Annotated in this window: 30 protein-coding genes; 10 read left to right on the plus strand and 20 right to left on the minus strand. The window is 65.4% G+C overall.

Going from position 1 to position 26,777, the window contains the following annotated elements:
• The first annotated feature begins 9 nt into the window (after positions 1 to 9).
• Positions 10 to 1,167, plus strand: coding sequence for an iron-containing alcohol dehydrogenase (locus tag ACSQ23_RS00695; RefSeq protein ID WP_436089390.1), 1,158 nt, complete (start codon positions 10 to 12; stop codon positions 1,165 to 1,167).
• Between the two features lie 177 nt (positions 1,168 to 1,344).
• Here ACSQ23_RS00695 and ACSQ23_RS00700 read toward each other — a convergent pair whose 3' ends face one another.
• A complete protein-coding gene (locus ACSQ23_RS00700; RefSeq protein WP_436090555.1) occupies positions 1,345 to 2,808 on the minus strand; it encodes a mannitol dehydrogenase family protein in 1,464 nt (487 codons plus the stop codon).
• A gap of 206 nt (positions 2,809 to 3,014) precedes the next feature.
• Here ACSQ23_RS00700 and ACSQ23_RS00705 point away from each other — a divergent pair, with 206 nt between their 5' ends.
• On the plus strand, positions 3,015 to 3,932 hold the full coding sequence (locus ACSQ23_RS00705; RefSeq protein WP_082533561.1) for a sugar kinase: 918 nt from the start codon (positions 3,015 to 3,017) through the stop codon (positions 3,930 to 3,932).
• Between the two features lie 34 nt (positions 3,933 to 3,966).
• On the opposite strand, the gene ACSQ23_RS00710 is transcribed toward ACSQ23_RS00705, so the two are convergent.
• Positions 3,967 to 4,299 carry a hypothetical protein gene (locus tag ACSQ23_RS00710; protein ID WP_055887854.1) on the minus strand — a complete coding sequence of 111 codons (333 nt, stop codon included), beginning with the start codon at positions 4,297 to 4,299 and terminating at the stop codon, positions 3,967 to 3,969.
• Positions 4,300 to 4,417: 118 nt separating this feature from the next.
• Positions 4,418 to 5,329, minus strand: a complete 912-nt coding sequence (gene gcvA, locus ACSQ23_RS00715) for a transcriptional regulator GcvA (protein ID WP_436089391.1) — start codon at positions 5,327 to 5,329, stop codon at positions 4,418 to 4,420.
• A gap of 141 nt (positions 5,330 to 5,470) precedes the next feature.
• Between gcvA and ACSQ23_RS00720 the strand changes: the two genes are divergently transcribed.
• From ACSQ23_RS00720 to ACSQ23_RS00730, 3 genes are read left to right on the plus strand one after another with little or no spacing between them, the layout of a single operon-like run.
• Positions 5,471 to 5,719, plus strand: a complete 249-nt coding sequence (locus ACSQ23_RS00720; protein WP_436089392.1) for a hypothetical protein — start codon at positions 5,471 to 5,473, stop codon at positions 5,717 to 5,719.
• Between the two features lie 28 nt (positions 5,720 to 5,747).
• Positions 5,748 to 6,203: a VOC family protein gene (locus tag ACSQ23_RS00725; RefSeq protein WP_436089393.1), complete on the plus strand. Its 456-nt coding sequence runs from the start codon at positions 5,748 to 5,750 to the stop codon at positions 6,201 to 6,203.
• Positions 6,204 to 6,253: 50 nt separating this feature from the next.
• Entirely contained in the window at positions 6,254 to 6,985 is a 732-nt protein-coding gene (locus tag ACSQ23_RS00730) for an SDR family oxidoreductase (RefSeq protein WP_436089394.1), read from the plus strand.
• On the opposite strand, the gene ACSQ23_RS00735 is transcribed toward ACSQ23_RS00730, so the two are convergent.
• From ACSQ23_RS00735 to ACSQ23_RS00760, 6 genes are all read right to left on the minus strand, one after another.
• Positions 6,978 to 8,174 (minus strand): TCR/Tet family MFS transporter, encoded by a 1,197-nt coding sequence (locus ACSQ23_RS00735; protein ID WP_436089395.1) that lies wholly within the window; start codon positions 8,172 to 8,174, stop codon positions 6,978 to 6,980. The two genes, ACSQ23_RS00730 and ACSQ23_RS00735, sit on opposite strands and share 8 nt — an antisense overlap.
• Before the next feature lie 324 nt (positions 8,175 to 8,498).
• Positions 8,499 to 9,656 (minus strand): NAD(P)-dependent oxidoreductase, encoded by a 1,158-nt coding sequence (locus tag ACSQ23_RS00740; RefSeq protein WP_436089396.1) that lies wholly within the window; start codon positions 9,654 to 9,656, stop codon positions 8,499 to 8,501.
• 16 nt (positions 9,657 to 9,672) lie between these two features.
• Complete coding sequence (locus tag ACSQ23_RS00745; protein WP_055887874.1) at positions 9,673 to 10,053, minus strand: DUF2200 domain-containing protein; 381 nt, start codon at positions 10,051 to 10,053, stop codon at positions 9,673 to 9,675.
• Between the two features lie 11 nt (positions 10,054 to 10,064).
• Positions 10,065 to 10,688, minus strand: a complete 624-nt coding sequence (locus ACSQ23_RS00750; RefSeq protein ID WP_436089397.1) for a LysE family translocator — start codon at positions 10,686 to 10,688, stop codon at positions 10,065 to 10,067.
• Positions 10,689 to 10,821: 133 nt separating this feature from the next.
• Positions 10,822 to 11,181, minus strand: a complete 360-nt coding sequence (locus ACSQ23_RS00755) for a hypothetical protein (protein ID WP_436089398.1) — start codon at positions 11,179 to 11,181, stop codon at positions 10,822 to 10,824.
• Between the two features lie 131 nt (positions 11,182 to 11,312).
• Entirely contained in the window at positions 11,313 to 12,272 is a 960-nt protein-coding gene (locus tag ACSQ23_RS00760) for an SDR family NAD(P)-dependent oxidoreductase (RefSeq protein ID WP_436089399.1), read from the minus strand.
• A 114-nt stretch (positions 12,273 to 12,386) separates the two neighbouring features.
• On the opposite strand from ACSQ23_RS00760, the gene ACSQ23_RS00765 reads away from it, so the two are divergent.
• Positions 12,387 to 13,289 carry an AraC family transcriptional regulator gene (locus ACSQ23_RS00765; RefSeq protein WP_436089400.1) on the plus strand — a complete coding sequence of 301 codons (903 nt, stop codon included), beginning with the start codon at positions 12,387 to 12,389 and terminating at the stop codon, positions 13,287 to 13,289.
• A gap of 17 nt (positions 13,290 to 13,306) precedes the next feature.
• Here the strand turns inward: ACSQ23_RS00765 and ACSQ23_RS00770 are convergent, their stop codons facing one another.
• The gene (locus ACSQ23_RS00770) at positions 13,307 to 13,849 is read right to left on the minus strand and encodes a DUF924 family protein (protein ID WP_436089401.1); all 543 of its coding nucleotides are present in this window, start codon (positions 13,847 to 13,849) and stop codon (positions 13,307 to 13,309) included.
• A gap of 124 nt (positions 13,850 to 13,973) precedes the next feature.
• Between ACSQ23_RS00770 and ACSQ23_RS00775 the strand changes: the two genes are divergently transcribed.
• Positions 13,974 to 14,183, plus strand: a complete 210-nt coding sequence (locus ACSQ23_RS00775; RefSeq protein ID WP_055047954.1) for a hypothetical protein — start codon at positions 13,974 to 13,976, stop codon at positions 14,181 to 14,183.
• Here the strand turns inward: ACSQ23_RS00775 and ACSQ23_RS00780 are convergent, their stop codons facing one another.
• Positions 14,184 to 14,681 carry a hypothetical protein gene (locus ACSQ23_RS00780; protein ID WP_156384755.1) on the minus strand — a complete coding sequence of 166 codons (498 nt, stop codon included), beginning with the start codon at positions 14,679 to 14,681 and terminating at the stop codon, positions 14,184 to 14,186.
• 7 nt (positions 14,682 to 14,688) lie between these two features.
• Positions 14,689 to 15,690 (minus strand): zinc-binding alcohol dehydrogenase family protein, encoded by a 1,002-nt coding sequence (locus tag ACSQ23_RS00785; protein ID WP_055887895.1) that lies wholly within the window; start codon positions 15,688 to 15,690, stop codon positions 14,689 to 14,691.
• 198 nt (positions 15,691 to 15,888) lie between these two features.
• Between ACSQ23_RS00785 and ACSQ23_RS00790 the strand changes: the two genes are divergently transcribed.
• Positions 15,889 to 16,914, plus strand: a complete 1,026-nt coding sequence (locus ACSQ23_RS00790) for a threonine aldolase family protein (protein ID WP_055887898.1) — start codon at positions 15,889 to 15,891, stop codon at positions 16,912 to 16,914.
• Between the two features lie 150 nt (positions 16,915 to 17,064).
• On the opposite strand, the gene ACSQ23_RS00795 is transcribed toward ACSQ23_RS00790, so the two are convergent.
• The 4 genes from ACSQ23_RS00795 to ACSQ23_RS00810 all read right to left on the minus strand — a co-directional run bounded on the left by ACSQ23_RS00795 (position 17,065) and on the right by ACSQ23_RS00810 (position 20,383).
• Entirely contained in the window at positions 17,065 to 17,982 is a 918-nt protein-coding gene (locus ACSQ23_RS00795; RefSeq protein ID WP_055887901.1) for a hypothetical protein, read from the minus strand.
• Between the two features lie 283 nt (positions 17,983 to 18,265).
• Positions 18,266 to 19,150 carry a hypothetical protein gene (locus ACSQ23_RS00800; protein ID WP_055887904.1) on the minus strand — a complete coding sequence of 295 codons (885 nt, stop codon included), beginning with the start codon at positions 19,148 to 19,150 and terminating at the stop codon, positions 18,266 to 18,268.
• Positions 19,147 to 20,031: an ABC transporter ATP-binding protein gene (locus ACSQ23_RS00805; protein ID WP_055887907.1), complete on the minus strand. Its 885-nt coding sequence runs from the start codon at positions 20,029 to 20,031 to the stop codon at positions 19,147 to 19,149. The genes ACSQ23_RS00800 and ACSQ23_RS00805 overlap by 4 nt, the downstream gene beginning before the upstream one ends.
• A complete protein-coding gene (locus ACSQ23_RS00810) occupies positions 20,024 to 20,383 on the minus strand; it encodes a GntR family transcriptional regulator (RefSeq protein WP_055887910.1) in 360 nt (119 codons plus the stop codon). Before ACSQ23_RS00810 ends, ACSQ23_RS00805 begins: the two co-directional genes overlap by 8 nt.
• Positions 20,384 to 20,573: 190 nt before the next feature.
• Here ACSQ23_RS00810 and ACSQ23_RS00815 point away from each other — a divergent pair, with 190 nt between their 5' ends.
• On the plus strand, positions 20,574 to 21,572 hold the full coding sequence (locus ACSQ23_RS00815) for an NAD-dependent epimerase/dehydratase family protein (RefSeq protein ID WP_436089402.1): 999 nt from the start codon (positions 20,574 to 20,576) through the stop codon (positions 21,570 to 21,572).
• 254 nt (positions 21,573 to 21,826) lie between these two features.
• A complete protein-coding gene (locus ACSQ23_RS00820) occupies positions 21,827 to 23,032 on the plus strand; it encodes an MFS transporter (RefSeq protein WP_055887913.1) in 1,206 nt (401 codons plus the stop codon).
• Positions 23,033 to 23,184: 152 nt separating this feature from the next.
• Here the strand turns inward: ACSQ23_RS00820 and ACSQ23_RS00825 are convergent, their stop codons facing one another.
• From ACSQ23_RS00825 to ACSQ23_RS00840, 4 genes are all read right to left on the minus strand, one after another.
• Positions 23,185 to 24,198 carry a lactonase family protein gene (locus ACSQ23_RS00825; RefSeq protein WP_436089403.1) on the minus strand — a complete coding sequence of 338 codons (1,014 nt, stop codon included), beginning with the start codon at positions 24,196 to 24,198 and terminating at the stop codon, positions 23,185 to 23,187.
• 82 nt (positions 24,199 to 24,280) lie between these two features.
• Positions 24,281 to 24,544, minus strand: a complete 264-nt coding sequence (locus tag ACSQ23_RS00830; protein WP_056002719.1) for a hypothetical protein — start codon at positions 24,542 to 24,544, stop codon at positions 24,281 to 24,283.
• Between the two features lie 96 nt (positions 24,545 to 24,640).
• The gene (locus tag ACSQ23_RS00835) at positions 24,641 to 25,492 is read right to left on the minus strand and encodes a sugar phosphate isomerase/epimerase family protein (RefSeq protein WP_436089404.1); all 852 of its coding nucleotides are present in this window, start codon (positions 25,490 to 25,492) and stop codon (positions 24,641 to 24,643) included.
• A 23-nt stretch (positions 25,493 to 25,515) separates the two neighbouring features.
• The gene (locus ACSQ23_RS00840) at positions 25,516 to 26,649 is read right to left on the minus strand and encodes a Gfo/Idh/MocA family protein (RefSeq protein ID WP_056002725.1); all 1,134 of its coding nucleotides are present in this window, start codon (positions 26,647 to 26,649) and stop codon (positions 25,516 to 25,518) included.
• Between the last annotated feature and the right edge of the window lie 128 nt (positions 26,650 to 26,777).

Consider the following 26,777-nt stretch of genomic DNA (forward strand, 5'->3'; position numbering starts at 1 on the left):
AGAGCGGGAATGACGACCAAGGCCAACTGGAACTACCCCACCGCCGTGAAGTTCGGCGCCGGCCGCATTGCGGAGCTACCGGAGGCGCTGAAGGCGGCGGGGATTGCGCGGCCGCTGCTGGTGACCGATGCCGGGCTGGTGAACCTGCCGGTGACACAGAACACGCTGAAGCTGCTGCGCGATGCCGGCTTCGAGGTCGGCGTGTTCGCCGATGTGAAGCCCAACCCGATCTCGGCCAACGTCAATGCCGGCATCGAGGTGCTGCGCAAAGGCGGGCATGACGGGGTGATCGCCTTCGGCGGCGGTTCCGGGCTCGACACCGGCAAGGTGATCGCCTTCATGGCCGGGCAGACCCGGCCGATGTGGGATTTCGAGGATATCGGCGACTGGTGGACCCGCGCCGACCCCAAGGGGATCTTCCCGATCGTCGCGGTGCCGACCACCGCCGGGACCGGCTCGGAAGTTGGCCGCGCCGGGGTGATTACCGACGAGACGACGCATACCAAGAAGGTGATCTTCCACCCACTGATGATGCCCAAGGTGGTGATCGCCGATCCGGAACTGACAGTCGGCATGCCGACCTTCATCACCGTGGGCACCGGGTTCGACGCGCTGGCGCATTGCCTCGAGGCCTATTGCGCCAAAGGCTATCATCCGCTGGCCGATGGCATTGCGGTGGAAGGCATACGGCTGGCGCTCGAGAACCTGCCCAAGGTGGTGGAGAACCCCAACGATATCGAAGCGCGCGGCCACCTGATGAGCGCGGCAGCGATGGGCGCGGCGGCGTTCCAGAAGGGCTTAGGCGCCATCCACTCGCTAAGCCATCCGGTGGGCTCGCTCTACGACACGCATCACGGCATGACCAATGCGGTGTTCATGCCCTATGTGCTGGTGGCCAACCGCGATGCGATCGAAGCCAAGATCGCCAGGCTCGCTGCCTATTGCGGGCTCTCGCCCAACTTCGATTCGTTCCTGCGCGCCATCAACGGGTTGCGCGCCCGGCTCAACGTTCCCAACACGTTGAAGGATTTCAAGGTGAGCGGCGAGAAGCGCGAGCTGATCGGCGACATGGCGATCGTCGATCCGACGGCGGGCGGCAACCCGGTGGAGCTGACCAAGAAGCTGGCGCTGGAAATCTTCGACCGGGCGATGGAGGGGCGGCTTTAGTCGCTCCTCGCTGACGCTCGGATCGCGCATCGCAAGCGATGCGATACCCCTCATCCGGCGCTGCGCGCCACCTTCTCCCTCAAGGGGAGAAGGTCGCAGCGGCGCGATCTAGCCCTTCTGCCCTCTCCCCTTGAGGGAGAGGGTGGCTCGGCGAAGCCGAGACGGGTGAGGGGCAGGTCAGCCTAGCCTCTGCACCGCTTCCTTCGCGCCGTTCTCCAGCAGCGATTTCAGGTGGTTGGTGACTGTATCGCGGAACACCGCAACCTGCGGCAGGTCAGTGCCGAAGACTTCCGTCACGGCGAGGAGGCCGTTCGCCAGTTTCTCGGGATCGCGCCCTGCCTCGTCGGCAATCTGACGTAGCCGCGTGGCCATGGGGTCTTTGACATCGATGGGCTGGCCGGCTTCGTCGATGCCGGTGACGTACCGCATCCAGGCAGCGACACCCAACGCCAGGCGCGGGAATGGCTGCGTCGCCTTGAGCCGATCGCGAATGGTGCCGAGCAGGCGCTGCGGCAGTTTCTGTGTGCCGTCCATGGCGATCTGCCAGGTGCGGTGCTTGAGCGCGGGGTTGGCGAAGCGAGCCAGCAGCTGGTCGCGATAGGCCTCGAGCGTCGTGCGCGACATCGGCAGGGTCGGCATTGCTTCTTCGGTCATCAGCCCGTGGACCAGCCGGTGAATTGCAGCGTCGGCGATGGCTTCGTTGACGTATTGATAGCCCGAGAGATAGCCGAGATAGGCCATGGTCGAATGGCTGCCATTGAGCATCCTCAGCTTCATCAGCTCGAACGGCTCGACATCTTCGACCAGTTCGGCGCCGACGGTTTCGAAGGGCGGCCGGCCGGCGGGAAAATCATCCTCGATCACCCACTGGGTGAAGGGCTCGGTCATGATCGGCCAGGCGTCGTCGAGACCGGTGATCTCGGCGACGATGCTGCGGTCGGCGTCGGTGGTGGCTGGCACGATCCGATCGATCATGGTCGAGGGAAAGCTCACGTTCTGAACGTAGTCCGCAAGACTCATCCCGGCTCCGCGCAGCTCGGCGAAGCGGCGCACGATGCGGCCGGCGGTTTTGCCGTTCGACGGGAGGTTGTCGCAGCTCATCACCGTGAAGGGGGCCAGCCCGCGCTGCCGGCGGCGTTCGAGTGCGGCGACGATAATGCCGGGCGCGCTGATCGGCGTCTCCGGATGCGCCAGGTCGTGGACGATATCGGGATGCTCTTCGTCGAGCTCGCCGGTCGAGGGATCGTGGCAATAGCCCTTCTCGGTGACGGTCAGCGAGACGATGCGGATCGCCGGATCGGCCATGGTTTCAATAAGTTGGGCGCGCTGGGTGTTGGCATCGAGCACATCGAGGATGGAGCCGATGACGCGCGGTTTGGTGCCCGAGGCATCGCGGATGGCGAGGGTATAGAGGAAATCCTGCGGCTCGAGCGCGTCGCGGGTATCTGGCCGCCGCAGCGAGGCGCCGATAATGCCCCAGCTGGGGTTTTTGGCCAGCAGCCTGTCGACATAAGCAGCCATGTGGGCCCTATGGAAAGCGCCGATCCCGAGGTGAACGATGCCTGGGGTGACCGTCGATCGGTCGTAATCCATGACGTCAACGCCACGTGTACGAAGGGTGTCTGATTGGATTTCGGACATGGACAGGCGTGGCATTTGTCGGTGTTCCCTCTGATAGACGGCGTGCCTCTCCACCACCCCTGGGGTGGCCCCTCCCCCGCCGCGCGGGAAAGGATCATGAAACGCACGTGCATCAATAACGGAGCATCTCGGGGACTGCCATACCAGGCGGTTGCGTGGGCAAAATATCCCCGGCATAAGCATTGGGCAGTTGAGGGGAAGACGGCGTGACCAAACGGTTTGTGAGTATCGGCGAAGCCATGATCGAAATGTCTGGCGGCGAAGGTGGGATGTACCGCCTCGGCTATGCCGGCGATACGCTGAACACCGCATGGTACGCACGGGCTCTGCTGCCGGAAGGCTGGGATGTCGATTATGTGACGGCGCTCGGCGACGACATGTATTCGGGCGAGATGCGGGCGTTCATCAAGAAGGCCGGGATCGGCACCGAGCGGATCCAGACCATCGCCAACCGCCGGCCCGGCCTCTACATGATCCACCAGGAAAAGGGCGACCGGCACTTCACCTACTGGCGTGGGCAATCGGCGGCGAAACTCCTTGCCGACGATGTCGAGGCGCTGGAGGCGGCGGTGGTAGGCGCCGACACGGTGTATTTCTCGGGCATCTCGATGGCGATCCTGGCGCCGCGAGCCCGCGGCAAGCTGATGCGCACCATCGTCAAGGCGCGCGATGCCGGCGCGACCGTGGTGTTTGACACCAATCTGAGGCCAGCGCTGTGGACCAGCCCCAAGATCATGGCCTCGACGCTGACGGCAGCCGCAGCGATTGCCGATATCGTGCTGCCGACCCACACCGACGAAGCGCCACTGTTCGGCGATGCCTCGCCCGAGGCGACGGCGGAGCGCTACCTGAAGCTCGGAGCGCAGGAAGTGGTGGCCAAGGACGGCTCGAAACCGGCTTTCGTCGCCACGGCAGACGGCGTGCGCCAGTACGTGCCGGCGCCTGAGGCCGACAAGGTCGTCGATGCAACCGGCGCCGGAGACTCGTTCAACGGCGGCTACCTCAGCGGCCGAGCCCGCGGCCTGTCGCCGGTGGAGGCCGCCGAACGGGCGCACCGGGTGGCCGGCGTGGTGATCGGCCACAAGGGCGCGCTGGTTGATCCGGCGCTGGTGCGGGGGGTTTAGGGCCGCGGCACCTACTGCCGCGCTCCGGCGTTACCTATTCCTGCGATTCTTTGCCGATGAGTTCCTGTTCGCAGGCATCGTAGTAGAGGTGCCAGACGACGACGTGGCCGTCGCGCTTCGGCTTCAGAGCCACGAACATGTAGACGTAGCCCTTCGAGTACTCAGGGTAGTGCTGCACTTCCGTGTATTTCTTGCGCTTCAGGATTTTGGCAACCCGTTCAGGGCCGAGGCACTCGTTGAGGTGCTCGCCGCCGAGGTCGAAGCCTCCCTTGGCGCCGGCGGCGATGGCCGCAGGCGCAGCCAGGGCGCTGACGACGATTGCCGCCGCGAGGCAGGATTTAAGGATCGAGACACTGGGTGAGGACATCGCTTGCTCCGCAACTGGCGGGCAGTGATTTGCCCGCCGATTGAGGGGACGCTAGGTCGCCCGAAATGAACGCCGACCGACAGTAACGGTCACCGCATATTCATCAGTCGTATTATGATTATCCCAACTTGCCGCTTGACTGATTGTCGAGGGCACTCTCGGCCAGCAGCCAGTCGCGGAAGGCCCTGACCCGACGCTCGCGGAGAGCGCTCTGCAGGTAGACGACATAGTATTTTGAGCTCGCCTTGAGCTCGAGGCCGAACGGCCGGACCAGGCGCCCCGCGGCGAGATCGGCAGAGACCAGGGTGCTGCGGCCGAGCAGCACCCCCTCGCCATGCACGGCGGCCTCGGTGGCATAGGTGGCGGAATCGAAGCGCACGCCGCTGTTGGGGTTGATGTCGGTGACGCCGGCGCGCTCCAGCCAGGTCTTCCAGTCGATCGGGAAGCCGTCATGGATCAGCGTGTGATGCCGGAGGTCGGAGGGCTCGCGGAGCGGGTGCTCGCCGCCCAGCAACTCGGGGCTGCAGACCGGGAACACATCGACCTCCGACAGCAGTTCGGACACCGCGCCCTCGTAATCGCCGGCGCCGTAGCGGATGGCGATATCGACGCCGTCGCGGACGAAATCGGCGAGCAGGCCCGAGGTCGAGATCCGCACATCGATATCGCGGTGGGCGCGATGGAAGCGGTAGAGCCGCGGCACCAGCCAGCGGCCGGCAAAACCATCTGAGGTGCTGACATTGAGCACCCCGGCCGGGCGCGGCGCCGCCACCGCCATGGTGGCGGTGCTGATCTGGTCGAGCGCCGCGGCGACCTCGGCGGCATAGGCGGCGCCCTCGGGCGTGAGGCTGACCGAACGGGTGCCGCGTTCGAACAATTGCACGCCAAGCCGGTCCTCGATGTTGCGGACGGCGCGGCTGATAGCGCCGTGCGTGAGGTTGAGCTCGGCGGCCGCGTTGGTGAAGCTCAGGTGTCGCGCCGCCGCGTCGAAAGCGGGCAGCGCGGAGAGCGGTGGGAGTTTGCGAGGCATGCGCCACCTGTGAGTTTTCATCACAGATCGTGCAGCAATTCTCGTTTGTTGTCTATGCGGTGATCGCCCAGATTGTGGCCATGGAAACAGCGGTTTCCGGCCGATCTCAAACGATCCGGCAGCAAACGAAAGGAACATCCTGTGAGCAACTATCACACTTATGCCGATGACTGCCGCGCTCCGGCTCCCTCCGTCCAGCAGGTTGCCGGCGACGCCATATCGCTGGTGCGGAGCGCGATCCACGCCGTGGTGTCGCCCTTGCGCCATGCCAGGGCGCGCCGCGCCACCGAGGATCGGGTCACGGGCTTTCCGGCGCATCTATTGGCCGACCTCGGCTACGAGCGCGACTGGGATGGCTCGATCCACCCGGTCCGCAACGAAGACGCCTGATCCGCTAAGCGACGAAAGGAGAAGAGCAATGGCAAAGGTATTCCCCCATCTCTGGTTCAAGAACCAAGCCGACGAGGCGATGGCGTTCTACACGTCGATCTTCAGGGATTCCCAAGTGCTCGGGCGCAGCGTCATGCCCGACCCGGAACTGTCGGTGGTGCGCTTCGCGCTCGCCGGCCAGCCGGTGGTGGCGCTCAATGCCAACTCGCCGGCGCACTACAACGAATCCTTCTCGTTCCTCATCGAGACCGATGACCAGCAAGAGACCGACTATTACTGGAATGCGCTGATCGCCGATGGCGGCAAGGAACAGCCCTGCGGCTGGCTCACCGACAAGTTCGGCGTCTACTGGCAGGTGTCGCCGATCCGGCTATCGCACCTGCTGGCGGACCCGGACCGTGCCAAGGCCGGCCGCGTGCTGCAGGCGATGTACCAGATGAAAAAGATCGTCATTGCCGACCTCGAGCGCGCCTATCGCGGCTGAGCCCGCGTCGCGCTCCTCCCCTTCCAACATCATCACAACGGAGAAATCCCATGGCACAGCTTATGGGCAGGAAAGTCGTCGTCGTCGGAGGCAGCTCCGGCATTGGCCTCGGGGTCGCTGCGGCGGCGCTGGAACGCGGCGCCGAACTGGTGCTGGTCGGCCGCTCGCAGGACAAGCTACTGCAAGCGCAGCGTAGCCTCGGCGGCAATGGCCGGGTGAAGACGGTGACCGCTGACATGACGCGGGAAGCCGAGATTGCCGCAGCCTTTGCCGGCATCGGCGCCTTCGACCACCTGGTGTCGACCGCCGGCACGCCGCCGCCGGGTGACCCGATCGGCGAGACCGACGCCGAAATGGTGCGGCGGTTTGTCGACGACAAGCTGATCGGCGCCGTGCTGGTGGCCAAGCACGCCGTGCGGACGCTCACGGCTGGTGGGTCGATGACCTTCACCTCGGGCATCAACAAGGACCGGCCGCCGGTGCCGGGCGGCGCCGTGGTCTCGGCGATCGCCGGCGCGTTCAGCTACTTCGCCCGGGCGCTGGCGCTGGAGCTGGGGCCGAGCCGGGTGAACATCGTCTCTCCCGGCTGGGTCGATACGCCAATGTTCGACGAACTCGTCGGCGAAGCCAAGGCGGGCTATTTCGCGGAAATGGCAGCCCGCCTGCCAATCGGCCGGATCGCCGCACCGCGCGATGTGGCGCCCGCCTATCTCTACGCCATGGAAAGTGAGTTCATGACCGGCGAGACGATCCACATCGATGGCGGGCAACGGCTTATCTGAGGTCGGAAGGAGCGGCTGGTCCCCCAAGCCGGAGGCTCAGGACGAGGGGGACCAGCAGCCCATAGAGCGCGACGACGGAAAGCCAGATGGCGCCGGGCCAGTGGTCGCGGAAGACGAAATAGAGGCTCGAGAACAGCAGTGGCGCGGCGATCGAAGCAAGGCTGACGGCCGAGGCGAGGACGCCCTGGAACTGGCCCTGCTGGCTCTCATCGACCTGCCGCGTGGCGAGCGATTGCAGCGCCGGGGCGCCGATGCCGCCGAGCGCGAAGACCGGCATGACGGCGAAGATCAGCCAGCTCTGGGTGGCAAAGGCCATGACGACGAGTGCGATCGATGCGCCGGCGATGCCGGTGAGGATCGCGCCGCGCTCGCCGAGCAGCTTTGCCGCGGGACCGGGAAGGAAGGCCTGCGCCAGCGTCTGGCAAACGCCGAAGGCGCCGAGCGACAATCCGATCCACAGGCCATTCCACTGGAAGGTGTCGCCGCCCCACAGCGCCCAGCAGGTGCCGTAGACCTCGCCGGTGGCGGCGAAGGCAAAGAAGATCAAGATCATCGGCCGCAGGCTTTTGACCGAGAGGGCCCAGCGCAGCGAGCGGAGCGGATTGAGCGCGGCCAGATCGAGCTTTTCGCGGCTCGGAGTGCGTGACTCGGGCAACACCAGGAAAGCCAGCAGCAGGTTGCCGGCGTTCAGCACCGCCGCGGCGATGAAGGGCAGCCGCAACCAGTAATCCCCCAGCGCGCCGCCGAGCACCGGCCCAATGATGAAACCGATGCCGAACATGGCATTGAGCAGGCCGAAGCGGCGGGCCCGGGTGTCTTCGGGCGAGATGTCGGTGACATAGGCGGTGGCGACCGAGACATTGGCGCTGGTGAGGCCGGCAATGGCGCGGCCGAGCAGCAGCAGCCAGAGGTTCGGCGCGAAGGCAAGGAAGAGGTAGTTGATCGCTGCGCCACCGAGCGAGATCAGCAGCACCGGACGGCGGCCGAGCCGATCGCTGAGGGCGCCGAGGATCGGCGCGAAGACGAACTGCATGACGGCGTAGAGCGCGGTCATGATGCCGATATAGGCGGCGACATTCTCGGCGCCGGTCACCTCGGCGAGCAGCGAGGGAAGGATGGGAAAGATGAGGCCGATGCCGACGGCATCGAGAACAATGGCGGTGTAGATGACGGTGAGTGATCTCTGCATGGCAAGCTTGCTCCACGCGAAGCAGGCGGACGCCACAGAGGCGACGACAGCTTCGCGATCATGCCCGACACGGCGGGCGACTGGGGTTCTGGGAGACGCTGACCAGGCCATGCGCAAGGCATGAGCTGGCGTGTGCTTGACCACCTGGACGACTATTCGTCCACCTGTTTACTCCGCCACTGAGCGGATCAAGGGAGGCGGTCGCTTTTCGCGACGGCCCGGAGATACGCCCGACGCGGCGGAGGGGCAAGTGGCGAATTCCAGAAGGGGCCGATGCGACGGAGGCATGGCTGGCCCTGACCTCAGCGGATGGACGTAAGGGCGCTAGGCGCTGGCGCGGACCGCAAGCGCCGCGGTCGCGACCTCGCGTTCCAGCTCCGGCGGATAGGCGTGGAGGCCGGGCGGAATGCCGGCGGCGCCCGCGGTGAGCAGCCAGAGCAGGCCACGGATCATCACGCCGGAGAACGGATCGAAACTCGCCGAACCCGCCAGGTTGCCGGTGAAGGCGATGTTGATCAGGCTGCCGCGGTTGAGCAGGAACAGCGAGCGGCCGCCGATAGTGTAGCGCTCGATATGAGCCTTCATGGTCCGGCGCTCATGCCGATCGAGCCAATCGACGTCGATCTCACGATTGGAGTGGCCGACATTGAAGAGCACCGCACCATCGCGGCAAAGATTCAGTTCAGCCTCGCCAAGCACGCCGTCGCGACCGGTGGCGGTGACGATGACAGCTGCCTCCGCCAGCGCTTCGGCGAGTGGCAGGGTGCGGCAGCCGAAATGCAGCGCTTCGAGCTGGCGGACCGGATCGCGCTCGGCGACGGTGACTACGGCGCCGAGGGCGCGAGCCCGCTCGGCGACGCCACGGCCTACCGGCCCGAAGCCGACGACCAGCACCCGGCAACCGAACAGTGACAAGCCGGTGATGCTGCCGAAGGCCGGCCAGGTCTCTTCGCCGACATGGAAGCGGTTATGGATGGCGTCCTTGAGGGCAATCCCGTTCCAGTCGAACACCGGAAAAGCGAGGTGCAGCGGGCGGATCCGATGGAGGCCCGTCGTGGTCGCCTCGAGTGCACCGGCGATCGGCGTGCCCGCACGGGTGGCGGCCTCGATGAGTTCGCCGCCCATGTCGCAGATGGCATCGAGGGGGCCGGTCGCGAAGCGGCGAAGCGTTTCGTCATAGAGCGTGCGCGGCTCGCGCCGGCCATCGAACACCTCAACGCCGTGGTTGGCGAGATACTCGACCACGCGGGGATCGGTACTATCGGGGTTGCACCCGCCAACCCGGACCGACACGCCGGCCTCGACGAACGGTATCAGGGTCAGGATGGTATCGGGGAGCAGGTGCATCCAGCCGGCGAGCCGCTTGCCGGAAAGGTCGGTGCGGCGCACCGCGACGCCGAAATGCGTGCTGATCGGGTGGGTGAAGCGCAGCCATTCGAGCGCCGTCTCGATCTCGGCAATCGCATTTGGGTCCGCAGCCATGATGTCACCTCCGTGGTCAGCCGGGCGTTGGGGTCCTCAGGATTTTCGCCATGGCCTTGCCCTTGGCGAGTTCGTCGATGAGTTTGTCCAGGTAGCGGATCTCGCGCATCATCGGTTCTTCGATGTTCTCGACCCGGACGCCGCAGACGACGCCGGTGATCAGCGATCGCGCCGGGTTGAGCGCCGGCGCAGAGGTGAAGAAGGTTTCGAGGGTGGCGCCCTTCGTCAGCTGATCGTCCAGCGACTGCTGGGTGTGGCCGGTCAGCCAGCGAAGGATCTCATCGACCTCGGCCTTGCTGCGCCCCTTGTTCTCCGCCTTGGCGATGTAGAGCGGATAGACCTTGGCGATGTTGTACGAATAAACCCGGTCCCTGACTTTCTCCGTCGTCTCCCGCATGTCGGCCCTCCTTATCTGGCCTCGATGATCAGGCGGACGCCGAGGATGCCGATGAAGGCGGCGGCGGCGCGATCGACCCAGAGCTTGGCGCTCAGATAGATGGCGCGGGGTTTTGTCGCCGAGAAGGCGATGGCGACGATGCTGTACCACAGTGTTTCCTGCAGGAAGATCAGCGGCGGCAGGGCCCAGTAGAGCCAGGGCTCGGGATTGGCGGGCAGGAGCGCGGCGAACACCGCGCCGAACACCGCAACGATCTTGGGATTGGAAAGCTGGGTGAGGAGGCCGAAGGTGAAGGCCTTCTGCGGATTGGCGGCGGGAGCGGCGCCGGCCTCGACCGTGATGGGGTCGGCGGCGTGGCTCCAGATCTTCCAGGCGAGATAGACGAGGTAAAGCCCGCCAGCGACCTTCAGCGCAGTGAACAGCAGGCCGCCATCCTGCGTCAGGGTGCGCAGCCCGAGCACGGCGAGCGCGCCGTACACCATGGCCCCTGCTCCCATGCCGAGCGCAGAGGCAAGCCCTTCGGTGCGCGACTGGGCGACGGCGGTACGGACCACGAAGACGAAGCTCGGGCCTGGGCTGATGGCGCCGAGCAAGAGGGCGCCGAGAATGGCAAAAAGCGGCAGAAAATGGTCCATGGGAGCCTCCGGAACAGCGGGAGGCTAGCGCATCAGCGGCCGGTGCTGGAAGCGATATCGCAGCGCCGGCGATCGACGGAGGCAGCTCTCACCCGAACCCCGACGTCCGGGTGAGAGCTCGCGTGCAGAGCCGTTACAGCATCTTTTCTTCCTTCACCGGGGTGCGGCTGACGATCTCGCGGTCGCAGGCGTCGTAGGTGATGTAGTAGGGGACGAAGACGTGCTCGGAGTTCTTCTTCTTGGCGGAGAACAGGTAGATGCCCTCCTCGGCTTCCTTCTCGAGCTTCTCGATCATCTTGTAGTTGCGCTTCTTGAGATAGCGGATCGCCTGCTTGACGCTCTGGCAATCGTAGTCGTCGTAGTCGTCGTGGTTCTCAAAGATCGGTTTCTCCTGCAGGCCGCCGGCGAGGACCGGCGGAGCCGAGACAGCGACGAGCGACAGGGCGAGAGCAGCGAGAGTCGGCCGGGCGAAACGATTGAGACGTGCGAACATTTGGTCCACTCCATGAAAGCAGGCTCGGTTGCCTGCGGGTGAGAGAGGACTAAGGGGGTTCGGCTGAACCGATGCAGAGCCGGAAGTTCATCGGTCATTCATAAGTCGTATTATGACTTTGAGTCACCCGGTTAAGCCGGACGGAAGGCGTCGACGCCGGTGAGATCGGCCGAGAGGGCCCAGAGGCGGGCCGCCTCTTCTGGGTCGACGGCGTAGGGGCGCACGCCGGTGAAGCCATCCTGGCTGAGCGGGGCGACGTCGCAGTCTTCGCAATAGAGCCCACCCAGACCGGCGAGTTGCGGGGAGGTCGCGGCCCACACCTGGGTTGCCGCACCCTGCTGCGGGGTCTTGAAGCTCGGGTCGGCGAGATCGCCATTCTCATCGATCCAGCCGGCTGCGACCTTTTCGGCCTTGGCCAGATGGCGCTGCAGCGGAGTGAGGATACTGCCGGGGTGGAGCGAAAAAGCGCGCACGCCGGAGTCGCGACCGAGCGCATCGAGATGGACGGCGAACAGGGCGTTGGCGGTCTTGCTCTGGCCATAGGCCTGCCAGCGGTCATAGCCGTGGGTGAACTGCACATCGTCCCAGCGGATGCCGGTGATGCCGTGGGCGCCGGAGGAGACGGCGACGACGCGGGCTCCGGCGCCGCCGGAAAGGGCCGGCCACAGCCGGTTGACGAGGGCATAATGGCCGAGATGGTTGGTGGCGAACTGGGCTTCCCAGCCAGGACCGACGCGGGTCTCGGGGCAGGCCATGATGCCGGCGCTGTTGATGAGGATATCGACGTGGCAGCGTGAGGCGACGACGCGGGCGGCGAACGCACTGACGCTGGCGAGGTCGGTAAGATCGAGGGCTTCGATCTCGACGCCGGGAAGGTCGCCCACGGCGGCAAGAGCTGTGTCGGGCTGGCGGGCGGGGACGATGACGTGGGCGCCTGCCGCAGCCAAGGCCCTGGTGGTCTCCAGCCCGAGACCGGAATGGCCGCCGGTGACGATCGCCAGCTTGCCGTTCAGATCCTGCCCAAGCAGCACCTCGGTGGCAGTGGTGCGGGCTCCGAAGCCGGATCCAACAGGGGTTTGCGGGTTGGCCATGGCTTAAGAACTCCGGCTGCTGGGATGAATTGCTGCAGCAGAGTTACCCGGGTTGGACGCGTACGATCTATGCGCTATTATCCGCCATTCTTTCGCGATCGTCCGGAACTGTGCATGGATCCGCTCTCCGACGTCCTCTCACTGCTGAAACCGCAGAGCTCGATCAGCGTCGGTCTCGACGCTGGCGGCGACTGGGCGATCCGCTTTCCGGCCCATGAGGGGATCAAGTTCAACGCGGTGATGCGCGGCAGCTGCTGGGTCTGGGTGGAGGGCGAAGGCGAGCCGCTGCGGATGGAAGAAGGCGACTGCTTCCTGTTGACCAAGGGACGGCCATTCGGCCTCGCCACCGACCCAGCGTTGCCACCGATCGAGGCGAACGCCATTTACGACCACGCCCGGGATGGGATCGCGACCTGCAACGGCGGCGGCGACTTTTTCCTGATCGGCGGCCGCTTCACTTTCGCCGCACCGCATGTGGAAGTGTTGTCGGGCGCCCTGCCCGCCATCGTGCGGGTACGCGAAGCCTCGAGCCAGGCCTCCGTGCTGCGCTGGGGGCTCGACCAGCTGGCGGCGGAGCTGCGCGAGCGGCGGCCGGGCGGTTTCCTGGTCTCCGAGCACCTCGCCCACATCATGCTGGTGCACGTGCTGCGGATTTATCTCGGCGGGCCGCAATGCGCCGGGGCCGGCTGGCTGCAGGCGCTGGCCGACCGGCAGATGAGCAAGGTGGTCGGCGCGATCCATGCCGACCCGGCGCAACGCTGGACCCTCGAGGGGCTCGCCGGGGTGGCCGGCATGTCGCGCTCGAGCTTTGCCCAGCGGTTCAAGCAGGTGGTGGGGACGTCGCCGATCGAGTACCTGACGCGCTGGCGGATGCTGGTGGCATCGGACCGGTTGCGCAACTCACGCCAGAGCGTTGCGGCGATCGCGCTGTCGATCGGCTATGAATCCGAAAGCGCGTTCAGCACGGCGTTCAAGCGGACGATGGCGTACTCGCCGAGGCAGTATCAGCGGCAGTAGGGCTAGGCCGGGCAGCTTCAGAACATGCCGTCGCCGGAGTTGATGTAGGCGATCTCATCGGGAGTGGAGACGCGACCGAGGGCGGCGTTGCGGCGGGGGTAGCGGCCGAAACGGGCGATGCAATCGCGGTGCATGATCTCGTATTTGAGCGTGTCCTCGTCGCCGAGCGCGGTGAACAGCCGAATGGCCTCGTCGTGCACCGCGAGATCCTCCGAATGCATGTAGGGCATATAGAAGAACGTCCGGCGCCGGGGTTCGACCCGCATGTCGTCGCCGAGCGCGACCGCCTCCTGCGCGAGACGCAGCGCCATGGCATCGGAGGCGAAGGCCTCGGGGCGCTTGCGATGCAACTGGCGGCAGAACTGATCGAGTACGATGATCTCGGCGAGCCGACCCGATGGGCTGGCGCGCCACCAGGCCGCCTCGCCACGGGCGACGGCGGCATAGGTTTCGCCGAAGCGCTCGGCGAGCAGCGCATCGAACTCGGGCTTGCCGCCGAACCAGTCCGGCTCGCCGTGCTCGACGAACCAGAAGTTCAGGATGTCATCGCGGGAGGTCATGGCAGCGGTCCGTCTGGTGGTGGTTGGGCGAGCGCCCTTCACTGTTCATTGTCCATGGGCCGGGCATGATGTCACCGGCCGCACGGCGCTGGGTTATGTGGGGCGACTACCCAAGGAGAATTCTATGCGGCTCGTGAAGCTCGATACGCCCGATGGCATCATCTACGTCAACCCCGAGCATGTGGTCGCGGTGGTCAAGGGCCTGCGCGACACCAAGATCGACACGGTGTCGGGCGTGCATGTGGTGAAGGACCCGCCCGAAGTGGTGGCGCGACTGCTCGGCATGGAAGAGATCGAGCTCGATGTGACGCCGCGGATGATCAACCGGGGTTGATCACTGCCCGAGCAGCGTAGGGCGCTTGCTTGCGTTGCGGGCGCGGCGGTCCATGGTCCAGCCGACCTTCAGGCCACGTCCGACTAACAGTCCCCCCAAGCCGACGATCGAGAACAGCTCGATCTCGAGGTCCCCCGGTTCGAGCGGGACGCGATAAGTGCTGCGTGCAGCATTCGACCTGGCGGGTCGCACATGCAGGGCATCGATGACATTCTGACCGTGGTTGTAGCCATCGAGCTCGACATCGATGAGGTGAGCAATCTCAATCGTGACGAAGACCCGCCCGTCGTCGACAGCCGTCGGGTAGAGGTTGCACAGACGGATCGAACTGCCGCCGGCCTGCCGCAGGTTGAGATCGGTGATCTCGGCATCGTGAAACGAAGGCACCCCTTCGTAGAGACGAACGAGCGAAGCTCCTCCCTCAAGTTGGGGGAACGTTGTCTGGTGCAGCCGGTAGCTCTCCTTGAACTCTTCGCGGGGGGTGTTGTCGCTGCTCACGATTGCCCTAAACCGTCACGATCGCCTTGATGACACCGGTGCGATCGTGGGCCCAGATCGGCATATCCTCGGGCACCCGGTCCATGGTGGTGGCGTGGGTGGCAAGCTTGTCGGTGGGGACCTTGCCGAGGCGGATCGACTCCATGACGTGCTCGAAATCGGCGCGGATGGCGTTGCGCGAAGCGCGGATGGTGAGTTCGCGCCGGTGCACTTCTGAATCGGGGAAGACCAGGTCGCCCTTGATGACGCCGACCAGGGTATAGCTGCCGCCATTGCGGGTATGGAACAGCGAGGCGTTCATCGCCTTGATCGAGCCGGTGGAATCGAACACCGCGTCGAAACCGGTCGACTTGATGCGCGTGAACTCACTGCCTTCGAGCTCGGCCGGCGAGAAGGTGGTGAAACCGAGGGCGCGCGTGGCGGCGATCTTGTCAGGTGCGGCATCGATGACGGTGACGTCGGCGCCGGCGATTTTTGCAAAGAAGGCGACACCCAAGCCGATCGGACCGGACCCGACCACCAGGGCGCGCGAGCCGGGCTTCAGCTCGGCGGTGCGGCGGATGGCATGGGCGCCGATGGCGAGGAACTCGACCATGGCCGCATCGCGCAGGCTCAGGCCCTCGGCCTTGTAGAGGTTGCCAGCGGGCATGACGATCTCTTCGGCCATGCCGCCCGGCGCGTGCACGCCGATGACCTTGAGGGTCTCGCAGCAATTGGCGCGGCCTTCGAGGCAGGCCGGGCAATGGCCGCAGTTGAGATAAGGGTTGATCACGACGGGATCGCCGGCGGCGAAGGCTTCGCCGTTCGGGTCAACCACGGTGCCGCTCAGTTCGTGGCCGATGACGCGCGGGTACTCGAAGTAGGGGAAGTTGCCCTCGAAGATGTGGTAGTCGGTGCCGCAGATGCCGATGTGGCGAATGGCGACGCGGACCCAGCCGGGCTTCAGCTCGGGGCGGTCGATGTCGATCAGCGCCAGCTGCTCGGGCGCGGTGCAGGATATGGCTCGCATGGGGTCTCCTATTGCGGAGGATCATAGCGGCGCGTGGCCGAGACTCCAGTGCGCAAAACGTCCCCCCTCTTGCGATTTCTAAGGGTTTGGCGAAGGGCCAAACCCAAGAAATCGCATTCTCCCCCGCAAGGGGGGCGATGGCCGACTGAGAGGCCGGTGTGCTAGGAGCGTGGCCGCGATGTATCGGGGTATTTCAGCGTGAATTTTGCGAGCGATAACTGGGCCGGGGCGACGCCTGAGGTGATGGCGGCGCTGGTGCGGCACAATGGCGGCTATTCGCCGGCCTATGGCGGGGATCCGCTGAGCCTCAGCGTAGCGCAGCGCTTCTCGGAGTTGTTCGAGCGCGAGGTGGAGGTGTGGTTCACCGCGACCGGAACGGCCTCGAACTCGCTGGGGCTCGCGGCACTGAGCCGGCCGGGCGGCGTGGTGTTCTGCGGCGAGGACGCGCATGTGCACACCGACGAAAGCGGCGCGACGGAGTTCCAGTCGGGCGGCATGAAGCTGGCGCCGGTACAGAGCCCGCTCGGATTGATCGACGCGGGAGCGTTCGCCACGGCGCTCGGCAAGCACTCGCCTGGTGGGCGGAGCGTGCCGGTGGCGCTGAGCCTCACCAATGCGACGGAATGGGGCACCGTGTATTCGGTGGCGCAGGTGGCCGAGCTGGCGACAATCGCGCGTGACGGCGGGCTGAAGGTGCACATGGATGGAGCGCGGTTCGGCAACGCGGTGGCGGCGCTGGGCGTAACGCCGGCCGAACTGACCTGGAAGGCCGGGGTAGACTTCTTGTCGTTCGGGGCCACCAAGAACGGCTGCTGGGCGGCCGAGGCGATCGTGGTGTTTACCCCGGGGCTGCTCGGGGACTTCGAAGCACGGCGGCAGCGGGCCGGACACACGTTCTCCAAGGCGCGGTTCGTCGCGGCGCAGTTCGAGGGCTATCTCGAGGACGGCAACTGGCTGCGGCGGGCCGGGCACGCCAACGCCATGTCGGACCGGCTGCGCGCCGGGATCCGGGCCAGCAGCGTGGCGCGGCTCGGCTGGGAGAACACGGCGAACGAGGTGTTCGCGGTGATCCCCAGGGCGGCGCTGGCGCGGCTGCGGGCCGCGGGCGGCGCAGCGCATGAATGGCCGACCGACGGGCTCGCGGCGGACGAAACGCTGGTGCGGCTGGTGACCAGCTGGGCGACGACCGAGGCCGATGTGGCGGGGTTTTTGGGGGTGCTTTAGGCGATAGAACCGAAGCAGGCGGCCCCCTCCCGGCCTCCCCCATAAAGGGGGAGGTGAAGAGTCGAGGCTCTGTCTTCGATTGTGCCTAGTGAACCGACGGGGCACCTCCCCCTTTATGGGGGAGGATGGGAGGGGGCCGTCTGTCAGCGTTTAGCCGATGACCACCTTCACCAGATTGCCGGCCGGGTCCCTGCTCTCGAGCCCCTCGTTGGTCTCCGCATAGCCCGCGCCGATTGCCGCCAGCCGAGCCTTCACTGCATCGAGCGCCGCCTGATCCGGCAGTGCGACGTGGAACCAGCGGAGGCCGGCCGAACCCTTCGGCGCCTGGGTGGCGTTCGGGCCGGACCAGATGTTGAAGGCGATGGTGTGCGGCGGGTAGTCGAGGCCGAGATCGCCCATGCCGAAGCGGCGCATGATGAACAGGCCGCCGAAGCCGAGGCCATCGCGATAGTAGCGCATCGCCTGTTCGAGATCGTGCACATGCAGGTGGATGTGGCCGATGCGGGTGCCCTCGGGCATCAGCGCCGGCACGGCGTTGACGTCATCGAGTTCGGCGAGCAGGTCGTCGACATCGATGGCCTCGCGGCCGGAATGGGGCGAACCATCGATGGTCTTGACGTAGAAGCCGTCCTCGCCGTCGCCGATGGTACCGCGCCAGGGCGTCTCGAAGGTGATCTCGATGCCGTTATTGTCGTCGTCCCACAGGTAGATCGCCTCGGAGACGAGGTGATCGGTGGGCGAAATGCGGACGCGGCGCATCAGGGCGCGCACCACCATTTCGGCCAGCGCCTTGCGGGTCGGGACATGCACGGCGACATGGTAGAGGCCGAGCGAGCGATCGGGGAACGGGCCCGTGGCGCCAAGTTCGAGGGTGATCAGCTCGCGGCCGCCGGCGCCCAGATGCAGCGCTTCGGCATCCTCGGAGATGAGCTCGAGGCCGACGACATCGCGCCAGACGGCGAGCGCCTTATCTCGATCGGTGACGCCGATGCGAACGGCGCCGAGATGGGTGGTGAGCGGCAGTGTCGGGGCGGAGCGGACCGCGGCCTGGGATTCGACAGTGATCATGATGGGGTCTCGCGACGGGCGTTAGGTTGACCCTGATATGGCGGAGGCCGAGGGGCAAGCCAATGCTGTCGCGCGGGTGGACAGTCGATACAGATATGCGTGAATGGGTTGCGTTGTCGGTCGATTAGCTACGGCTGAGGGCCTGAGGTGTCCCCTCCACCATGCTCCGCATGGTCCCCCGCCCCGCGGGGAGGATAAGAATAACGACCACCACCCCCATCCCCGTTTGGGGATGGATGGTGGGGAGGGAGTGGTGGCCGTACTGCTGCCGACGGCGCCGAGGTCAGGTGGCGACGATGCGGCGGCGGTATTCGCTGGCGGCGTAGACGAGCAGGGCGGCGACGATCAGGCCGCCGACAAGTTGCGCCCAGTCGACCGTGGCAAGGAAACGCGCGATCATCGCCATGGCGTTGAACTGGGCATCGGCGAAGATCTCGCGTTCGAGGTGCAGGTTGTCGGCGCCGAACTTCAGCCGCTCGTTGAGGTAGTTGAGCACGTAGCCGGCGCGCGGCCCGGTGTCGTTGAAGATCAGGTTCTCGGCGAGCCCGACCAGCCCCGGGATGAGGAAGGCGAGCGGTATCGACCAGCGACGGAACACGGTCGAGAGCGCGCCAACCCAGGCGAAGAACGGCGCGTACCAGAGCAACGCCGTCACGAGGCAGACGAACGCGAAGGCGGCGATCTGGAAGCCCGAGGAGAGAAACTCGAAGATGCCGGGGACGCCGAGGCGCGGCAGCATCATCGCGGTGATCATGGTGACCACGTAGATGAGAACGCCGGTGATGAGATAGGCGGCGAAGATCAGCGCCGGCAGGATGGTCATGCCGGCGAGGGATTTGGAGGCCAGCACCTTGAAATCGCTGACCGGCATCGACTTCCAGAACAACATGGCGTTGTTGCGCCGATCGGCACTGAAGGCATCGGCATAGTAGAAGAACAGCGCCGCCAACAGGTACATGCTCCACAGGGCGGCCACCGCAAGGAAGCCGAACTCGAAGAATTTCAGCGCCGAGGGGACGCCGATTTCCTGGTGCATCTGGAAACGGTTCGAGGCGATGCCGAACACCAGCACCAACGTCATGATGCCGAGGATCACGCCGGGGGCGTAGAGGAACGCTCCCCGATGCTCGAGATACTCGCGCTTGATAAGGGCAACGAGAGACTTCATTTGGCGGGACCGCGCTGCATGAGGGCGACGAACAGGTCGCTGAGAGTGGGAGTGGTGACCTCGCCGAACGGGGCGAGGCGATCGCGATCGACGCCATCGAAGACCATGGCGGTCTGGCCGAAGCGGGTCTCGCTGTAGATCGGGCCGAGCGCCGTGGCGGCGGCGACCTGATCGGGGCGAACCAGCACCTGGCTGAACTTCGAGGAGACCGTCTCCATCTGCATGTGGAGGATCAGCTCACCATCGCGGATGAACATGATGTCACTGAGCATGAACTCGATCTCATCCACCTGGTGGGTGGTGATCAGCAGCGTCCGCTCCTCGGTCATGTAATCCTCGAGCAGGCGCCGGTAGAAGCGCTTGCGATAGGTGATGTCGAGGCCGAGGGTCGGCTCGTCGAGGACCAGGAGCTTGGCGTCGATCGCCATCACCACCGCGAGGTGGAGCTGGGCGATCATGCCCTTACTCAGATTCTTGATCCGGGCGTCCATCTTGACGTCGGTGCCCTCGAGGAAGCCGCGAGCCTTCGCCTGATCGAAGTTGGGGTGGATGTTGGTGAGCAGTGCGAACAGCTCACGCACCCGCAGAAACCGCGGCAGGCTCGCGACATCGGAGATGAAGGCGACGTTCTGCATCAGCGAAGCACGCTTCTGGTACGGATCCTCACCCAGGACACGCACGGTGCCCTCGTAAGAGGTAAGGCCGAGCAGCGCGTTCAGCGTGGTGGTCTTGCCAGCGCCATTGTGGCCGACGAGGCCGTAGATGCGGCCGGCGGGGATGTCGAAATCGAGCCCGTGGAGGATTTCGGTGCGACCGAAGTGCTTCTTGAGGCCACGCGCCGAGACGATCGGAGCAGCTGTGGTTTGAGCCAGATCATTCATCTTTACCGCCTTGCTTCAACAACTGTGTGGGATCGAGATCGAGGGCAGCGAGGCGCGCCATGACGCGCGGCCACTCCTCGGTCAGAAATTTCTGGCGCTCGTGAGCGAGCAGCCGCTGGTGGCCGCCTTCGGCCACGAACATGCCCATGCCGCGGCGCGACTCGACGACACCGATATCGACGAGCGACTGGTAGGCACGGGTAACGGTCAACGGATTGACCGAGAGGTCGGCGGAGATCTGGCGCACTGAAGGAAGCGCCTCGCCCTCCTTGGTGGTCCTGCTCAGGATCATGTCGGCAATCCTTTCGCCAATCTGTACGAAGATCGGCTGGCTGTCGTTGAACTGGCTCATGCGTGATGCCTTGGTAGTGTGCTAGTTATGTAGCACACCAAATCGGAGGCGCAAGCGGAATCTTCAAGAGGGCGCATTCGGAGGCACCGGTCGGGGCGTCAAACGGTTCTTGGCATTGTCGAACGAGGACGCGTAGATTCGACCGTGTGGCGGCAAAAAGCATTGTGCCGCAGACGGTTTGGGGGGCGGGGTGCGCGTTCTGGTTACCGGCAGCGCCGGATTTATCGGCTATCACCTGAGCCTACGGCTGCTCGCCGAGGGGCACGAAGTGATCGGGCTTGACGCGCTGACGCCCTATTACGACGTGCGACTTAAACAGCAGCGGCAGGCAATGCTGGAGGCCAACGGGCGGTTCCTGGGGGTGACCGGGCGGCTGGAGGACGAGGCGGCGATCGATGCGGCGTTCTCCGAGGCGCCGGAGGTGGTGGTGCATCTCGCGGCGCAGGCCGGGGTGCGCTACAGCCTCGAGGCGCCGTTCAGCTATACCGACAGCAACGTGACGGGAACGCTCGCCATCCTCGAAGCGGCGCGCCGAACGCCGCCGAAGCACCTGCTGATCGCCTCATCGAGCTCGGTTTACGGCATGGCGGCCGGGCAGCCGTCACGCGAGACGGACATGACCGACCGGCCGGTATCGCTCTATGCGGCGACCAAGAAGGCGACGGAGGCGATGAGCCATTCCTACGCGCATCTGTTCGGAGTGCCGATCACCTGCCTCAGGTTCTTCACCGTCTACGGCCCCTGGGGACGGCCGGACATGGCGCTGTTCAGGTTCGCCGAGGCGATCGCGGCAGGCAAGCCGATCAGCATCTATGGCGAAGGCCGGATGCGGCGGGATTTCACCTATATCGACGACGTGGTGGCGGCGATCGACCGGCTGATCGGCAAGGCGCCGGTGCAGGGGGAGCCGGTGTCGGCGGCGGACTCGCTTTCGCCCGTGGCGCCTTGGCGGGTGGTGAACATTGCCGGCGGCCGGCCGGTGGAACTGATGCGGTTCGTCAGCGCAATCGAGACGGCGATGGGGCGTGAGGCGAAGAAAGAGCTGCTGCCGATGCAGCCGGGCGACGTGACGGAGACGGCGGCAGACGTAAGCCTGCTGCGGGCGCTGGTGGGCGAGGTGCCGGCGACGCCGATAGAAGATGGCGTGCTGGCGTTCTGCGATTGGTTCAGGGGGTGGCGGCCTGACTGATAGAGACGGCCCCCTCCATGAAGGGGGAGGTGAAGAGTCAAGGCTCTGTCTTCGATCGTGCCCCATGAACCGGCGGGGCACCTCCCCCTTCATGGGGGAGGATGGGAGGGGGCCGTCTGCTTCCGTTGTTTCGCTATGCAACCGAACGGAAAATCGCTTGAGTGCTAACGACTCGGGGCATCTGACATGTTAGGGACAAGTATTCGTTTCTGATCGGCACCCGCTGATCCCTCCAGCATTCCCGGATTCCCAAATTGACGGCCACAGCTTCGGCACCGGCGACTTCCATCGCCAGCAAGACCACGCTCTCGATCATCATCGCAGTGTCGGTCTGCCACCTGATCAACGACACCATGCAATCGCTGCTGTCGGCGATCTATCCGATCCTCAAGGAGAGCTATGGGCTCGACTATGTGCAGATCGGGCTGCTGACGCTGACCTTCCAGTGCACGGCGTCGCTGCTGCAGCCGGCGATCGGCATGTATACCGACAAGCGCCCCCTGCCCTTCTCGCTGCCGGTCGGCATGGCTTCGAGCCTGATCGGGCTGTTGATCCTGGGCTTTGCGCAGAGCTACTGGCTGCTGCTGGTCGGCTCGGCCTTTGTCGGGCTGGGCTCGGCGATCTTCCATCCTGAGAGTTCGCGGGTAGCGCGGCTCGCGTCGGGCGGACGGCACGGCCTCGCCCAATCGCTGTTCCAGGTGGGCGGCAATGTCGGCTCGGCGATCGGGCCATTGCTGGCGGCATTCATCGTCTTGCCGCGCGGCCAATCGAGCGTTGCCTGGTTCGCGGCTGGCTCGCTGGTCGGCATCTTCATCCTGACCCGGGTCGGCATGTGGTACGCGGCGCATCGCAAGGCCAATGCCGGCAAGGCCCCGGTAAGCACGGCGCTGCTGTTCGACAAGCGCACCACCGCGATTGCGCTCACCGTGCTGACGGTACTGACTTTGACCAAGAACGCCTACATGGCGGGGCTCTCGAGCTATTACACGTTCTTCCTGATCGACAAGTTCCAGGTCGGCGTGCAGGACGCGCAGCTGTTGCTGTTCGTCTATCTCGGCGCTTCGGCGGTCGGGGTGTTCCTCGGCGGGCCGATCGGCGACCGCTTCGGCGCCAAGTTCGTGATCTGGTTCTCGATCCTTGGCGTGCTGCCGTTCACCCTGGCCCTGCCCTATGCCGACCTCACCTGGACGGTGATCCTGACGGTGCTGATCGGGCTGATCTTCTCGTCGGCGTTCTCGGCCATCGTGGTGTTCGCGCAAGAGCTGCTGCCGGGCCGGGTCGGAATGATCGCCGGGATCTTCTTCGGCTTTGCCTTCGGCGCGGGGGGCATTGCCGCTGCCGCACTCGGCGCTTTGGCCGACGTGACGGGCATTCAGTACGTGTTCTGGCTCTGCTCGTTCATGCCGCTGGCCGGGCTGCTGACGGTGTTTTTGCCCGAGATGCAGCACAAGGTGCGGTAGCGGGGTGGACTGCTGCGGCAGACGACCCCCTCCCATCCTCCCCCTTTAAGGGGGAGGTGCCCTTTCGGTGTGTTGGCACGATCGCAGACAGAGCCTCGACTCTTCACCTCCCCCTTTATGGGGGCGGCCGGGAGGGGGCCGTCTCTGTCGGTCTAGATCTGCAGCAGGGCCACCGGCTTCTGCAGTTTGAACACCTTGCCGGTAGCGCTCAGGGTGCCGTCGGCGGCGACGTTGAAGACCACCAGGTCCTCGCTTTCCTGGTTGGCGACGATCAGGTGCTTGTCGAGCAGCAGGAAGAAGCGGGGCCAGTTGCCGCCGCACGAAATGTTCTGCTTCAAACTGATCCGGCCATCGGCGGCGATGGCGAAGGCGGTGATCGAGTTGTGGCCGCGGTTGCTGACATAGAGCACAGTACCCGCAGCGTTGATCTGGATATGAGCGCCGGTCGAGGTGCCCTTGAAGTCGGCGGGAAGCGCCGAGAGGGTGTTGAGCTCGGCGAGCTTGCCGCCCGGTTCGCGGGCGAGCGCGGTGACCGTCTCGGCATATTCGGTGAACAGATAGGCGAACTTGCCGTTGGGGTGGAACGCCAGGTGCCGCGGACCGGCGCCCTTGGGCGTTGCGAACGCCGTCTCGGGGCCGCCGACGAAACTGCCGGCTTCGTAGCGAACGCTGCGCACTTCGTCATGGCCGAGATCGACCATGTAGAGCCGGTCGGCCTCGGGGGACCACTGGGTCCAATGGGAGTGCCCCTTGTCATGGGCGTGGGCGCTGCGCATTACGGTGGGGTCGGATTTCAGCGCACCGGTCGCCGCATCGATCGAGAACACCGGAGTGGAGTCATCGCCATAGTTGGCGACGGCGAGCTTGGTGCCCTTGGGGCTGATGCGGAGGTAGCAGGGGTATTTGGCGCCGGTCGACTGGTAGCCGAGCGCGGTGACGCTGCTGTTGTCGTCGGCCAGTGTGAAGGCGCCGGCCTTCTCGGCCATTTCGTCGGTGACGTAGACGGTGCGTGTCGTGGGCGCGAAGGCAATCCATGAGACGTCTGGCGTGCCGGGGAAGCTGCGAACCAGCTCGATATCGCCGCTGGTGGTGTCGAAGCTCAGCAGCTTCAGGCCTTCGCCGTTGGGACCGGTATAGGATCCGGACAGCAGCACAATCTTGGTCACGCGGCACTCCTCCTCGCGCTCGACGCGGGACGGGGAGCGCCGCGTTCACGGCAAGCTTCTTACGAGACTCGCCGGCCGAAATCTATTGCGGCGCCTTGGGTCGCTTCGGGTCGTAGCCGACGCAGGTGGTGATGCCTTCGTCGCGCGAGCAGGTGACGTTGTAGCCGCCCGATTTCGAGCAGGTCCCGGTATTGTCGTCGTGCGACTCGTAGGTGCCGCCCATGCTGGCGCAGTTGGCGCCGTATTGGCCCAGACTCAGGGTTTTCGAGGTCTGGTAGACATTGTCGGCAGCACCGACTGCCGTGGTGAGCCCAAGTACAGCAACAAGAACAAGAAGCGTTTTCATGATCGATGTCCCTCATTGGAGCCCGCGCGGGTTGCGCGTCGGGCTTGAGGGTGCGCCGCGGCCGATGTCGTGGCGCTGAACGGCGCGTTCAGGCGATCAGCCCGCCCGGTCCCAGCCGTCCCGCATCAGCTTGTAACCCTGCTCGTAGACCTCGGCTTCCGAGGCAAACAGCGGACGCCAGATCTTGGTGGCGGCGGCGAGGTCCGGCAGGGCGGAGCCGAAGGCTTCGATAGTGAGCCAGCCGTCGTAACCGGCCCGCTTCAGGGCGTTGAACACCGACTGGAAATCGATGTGCCCGGCGCCGGGGACACCGCGGTTGTTCTCCGAAATGTGGACGTGGTTGATCTGCTTGATGGTGGCCGGGATCACTGATGTGATCGAGTTCTCTTCGATGTTGAAGTGGAAGGTGTCGTAGAGATAGCCGTAGTTCGGTTCGTCGACGGCCTGCACCAGTTCGGCGGCCTGGGTGGCCAAGTTGAGGAAATAGCACTCGAAGCGGTTGAGCGGCTCGACCGAGAGGGCGACGCCCTGTTTCGCCGCATATTGCGCCGCCTGTTTGTGGATGTCGCGGACCCGTGATTTCTCATCGGCGGTGGCGCCGCGGCCGGTGAACTCACCGAGCGGCTGGTGGAACGGGCCGGCGGCAAGGGTGCCGCCGAGCGCCGCGGTGCAATCGGTCAGCCATTGCAGGTGGCTGAGGGCGCCGGCGCGTTCGCTCAGTTCGGGGGAGACGGCAGACTTGCCGCCGCCGGGCATGACGCCGATGCCGGTGGCGCCCAGCCCGATATCGCGCAAACGGCGGCCGAGCTTTTCGTAATGATCGGGCGTGCCCTCGAACATCGGAACCTCGACGCCGTCATAGCCCACAGCCTTGAGGCGCTCGATGATCGGCCAGTGTTCGTCGGTGACGTGGGTGGTCCAGAGCAGGAGATTGAAGCCGAGTTTCATTGGTTAGTTCCGTTTGCTTGGCGCTACAAGTTGACCCAGCTGCCCGACTTACCCGAGCTGATGATCGCGTCGCAGAGCTTGTTGGTCGCCAGCGCGTCACGGAACGTCGGGGCGGCCGGTTTGCCGGTTTTGAGGCCCTCGAGGAAATCGGCAGCGGTGTGGGTGAAGCTGTGCTCGAAGCCGATGACCAGGCCGGGCACCCACCACTTGCCGAGATAAGGGTGGTCGCCGTCGGTGACGAGGATGTTGGTCCAGCCGCGCAGCCGGCCCTCGGTGGAATGATCGAACCACTGCACCCGGTTCATGTCGTGCAGGTCCCAGGCGAGCGAGCCCTTCTCGCCGTTGATCTCGAGTGTATAGGCGGCCTTGTGGCCACGGGCGTAGCGGGTCGACTCGAACGTGCCGAGCGCACCATTGCTGAAGCGGGTCAGCACCGCCGCCGCGTCATCGATGCCGACGGTCTGCTTCTTGCCGGTTTCGGCGTGGGTGCGCTCCTTGACGAAGGTCTCGGTCATGGCGGTGAGCGAGGAGATATCGCCGTTGATCCACAGCGCGCTGTCGAGGCAATGCGCCAGGAGGTCGCCGGTGACGCCGGAGCCGGCGGCATCGACATCGAGGCGCCAGGTGCCCTGCCCGCCCTGCGGCACATCGGGCGAAATGGTCCAATCCTGCAGGAACTTGGCGCGGTAGTGGAAGATGCGGCCGAGCTTGCCCTCGTCGACCAGCTGCTTGATCAGCGTGACGGCCGGGACGCGGCGATAATTGTACCAGACGAGGTTGGGAACGCCGGCCTTCTCGACCGCATCGACCATCGGCTGGCCCTCGGCCGCGGTGCGGGCCAGCGGCTTTTCGGTCAGCACCATCTTGCCGGCCTGAGCCGCGGCGATGGCGATTTCGGCGTGAAGGTCGTTGGGCACGCAGATATCGATGGCGTCGATATCCTTGCGCTCGATCAGGGCGCGCCAATCATGCTCGATACTCTCATAGCCCCACTGCTCGGCGAAGCGGCGCACCTTGCTGTCATTGCGCGCCGCCACCGCCTTCAGTACCGGATGATAGCCGGTATCGAAGAAATGGCTGACGGAGGCCCAGGCGTGCGAATGGCAGCGGGCCATGAAGCCGTAGCCGACCATGCCGACATTGAGTTGTTTGGTCATTGGAGTGTTCCTAGTTCGCGGCTACCCACGGAGTCATTCCCGCGAAAGCGGGAACCTCCGTTTGGGCGCACGCCGAGAGATCGCAAACGGAGATCCCCGCTTTCGCGGGGATGACCCGGTAGGTGGGG

Source organism: Devosia sp. LjRoot16, from assembly GCF_964252795.1.
Taxonomy (GTDB): Bacteria; Pseudomonadota; Alphaproteobacteria; order Rhizobiales; family Devosiaceae; genus Devosia_A.

Coding starts and splice junctions, on each gene's coding strand:
- ACSQ23_RS00695 (WP_436089390.1), top strand. CDS start 10: ATGACGACCAAGGCCAACTGGAACTACCCCACCGCCGTGAAGTTCGGC.
- ACSQ23_RS00700 (WP_436090555.1), bottom strand. CDS start 2,808: ATGTCCGAAATCCAATCAGACACCCTTCGTACACGTGGCGTTGACGTC.
- ACSQ23_RS00710 (WP_055887854.1), bottom strand. CDS start 4,299: ATGTCCTCACCCAGTGTCTCGATCCTTAAATCCTGCCTCGCGGCGGCA.
- gcvA (WP_436089391.1), bottom strand. CDS start 5,329: ATGCCTCGCAAACTCCCACCGCTCTCCGCGCTGCCCGCTTTCGACGCG.
- ACSQ23_RS00725 (WP_436089393.1), top strand. CDS start 5,748: ATGGCAAAGGTATTCCCCCATCTCTGGTTCAAGAACCAAGCCGACGAG.
- ACSQ23_RS00730 (WP_436089394.1), top strand. CDS start 6,254: ATGGCACAGCTTATGGGCAGGAAAGTCGTCGTCGTCGGAGGCAGCTCC.
- ACSQ23_RS00735 (WP_436089395.1), bottom strand. CDS start 8,174: ATGCAGAGATCACTCACCGTCATCTACACCGCCATTGTTCTCGATGCC.
- ACSQ23_RS00740 (WP_436089396.1), bottom strand. CDS start 9,656: ATGGCTGCGGACCCAAATGCGATTGCCGAGATCGAGACGGCGCTCGAA.
- ACSQ23_RS00745 (WP_055887874.1), bottom strand. CDS start 10,053: ATGCGGGAGACGACGGAGAAAGTCAGGGACCGGGTTTATTCGTACAAC.
- ACSQ23_RS00750 (WP_436089397.1), bottom strand. CDS start 10,688: ATGGACCATTTTCTGCCGCTTTTTGCCATTCTCGGCGCCCTCTTGCTC.
- ACSQ23_RS00755 (WP_436089398.1), bottom strand. CDS start 11,181: ATGTTCGCACGTCTCAATCGTTTCGCCCGGCCGACTCTCGCTGCTCTC.
- ACSQ23_RS00760 (WP_436089399.1), bottom strand. CDS start 12,272: ATGGCCAACCCGCAAACCCCTGTTGGATCCGGCTTCGGAGCCCGCACC.
- ACSQ23_RS00765 (WP_436089400.1), top strand. CDS start 12,387: ATGGATCCGCTCTCCGACGTCCTCTCACTGCTGAAACCGCAGAGCTCG.
- ACSQ23_RS00770 (WP_436089401.1), bottom strand. CDS start 13,849: ATGACCTCCCGCGATGACATCCTGAACTTCTGGTTCGTCGAGCACGGC.
- ACSQ23_RS00775 (WP_055047954.1), top strand. CDS start 13,974: ATGCGGCTCGTGAAGCTCGATACGCCCGATGGCATCATCTACGTCAAC.
- ACSQ23_RS00785 (WP_055887895.1), bottom strand. CDS start 15,690: ATGCGAGCCATATCCTGCACCGCGCCCGAGCAGCTGGCGCTGATCGAC.
- ACSQ23_RS00795 (WP_055887901.1), bottom strand. CDS start 17,982: ATGATCACTGTCGAATCCCAGGCCGCGGTCCGCTCCGCCCCGACACTG.
- ACSQ23_RS00800 (WP_055887904.1), bottom strand. CDS start 19,150: ATGAAGTCTCTCGTTGCCCTTATCAAGCGCGAGTATCTCGAGCATCGG.
- ACSQ23_RS00805 (WP_055887907.1), bottom strand. CDS start 20,031: ATGAATGATCTGGCTCAAACCACAGCTGCTCCGATCGTCTCGGCGCGT.
- ACSQ23_RS00810 (WP_055887910.1), bottom strand. CDS start 20,383: ATGAGCCAGTTCAACGACAGCCAGCCGATCTTCGTACAGATTGGCGAA.
- ACSQ23_RS00830 (WP_056002719.1), bottom strand. CDS start 24,544: ATGAAAACGCTTCTTGTTCTTGTTGCTGTACTTGGGCTCACCACGGCA.
- ACSQ23_RS00835 (WP_436089404.1), bottom strand. CDS start 25,492: ATGAAACTCGGCTTCAATCTCCTGCTCTGGACCACCCACGTCACCGAC.
- ACSQ23_RS00840 (WP_056002725.1), bottom strand. CDS start 26,649: ATGACCAAACAACTCAATGTCGGCATGGTCGGCTACGGCTTCATGGCC.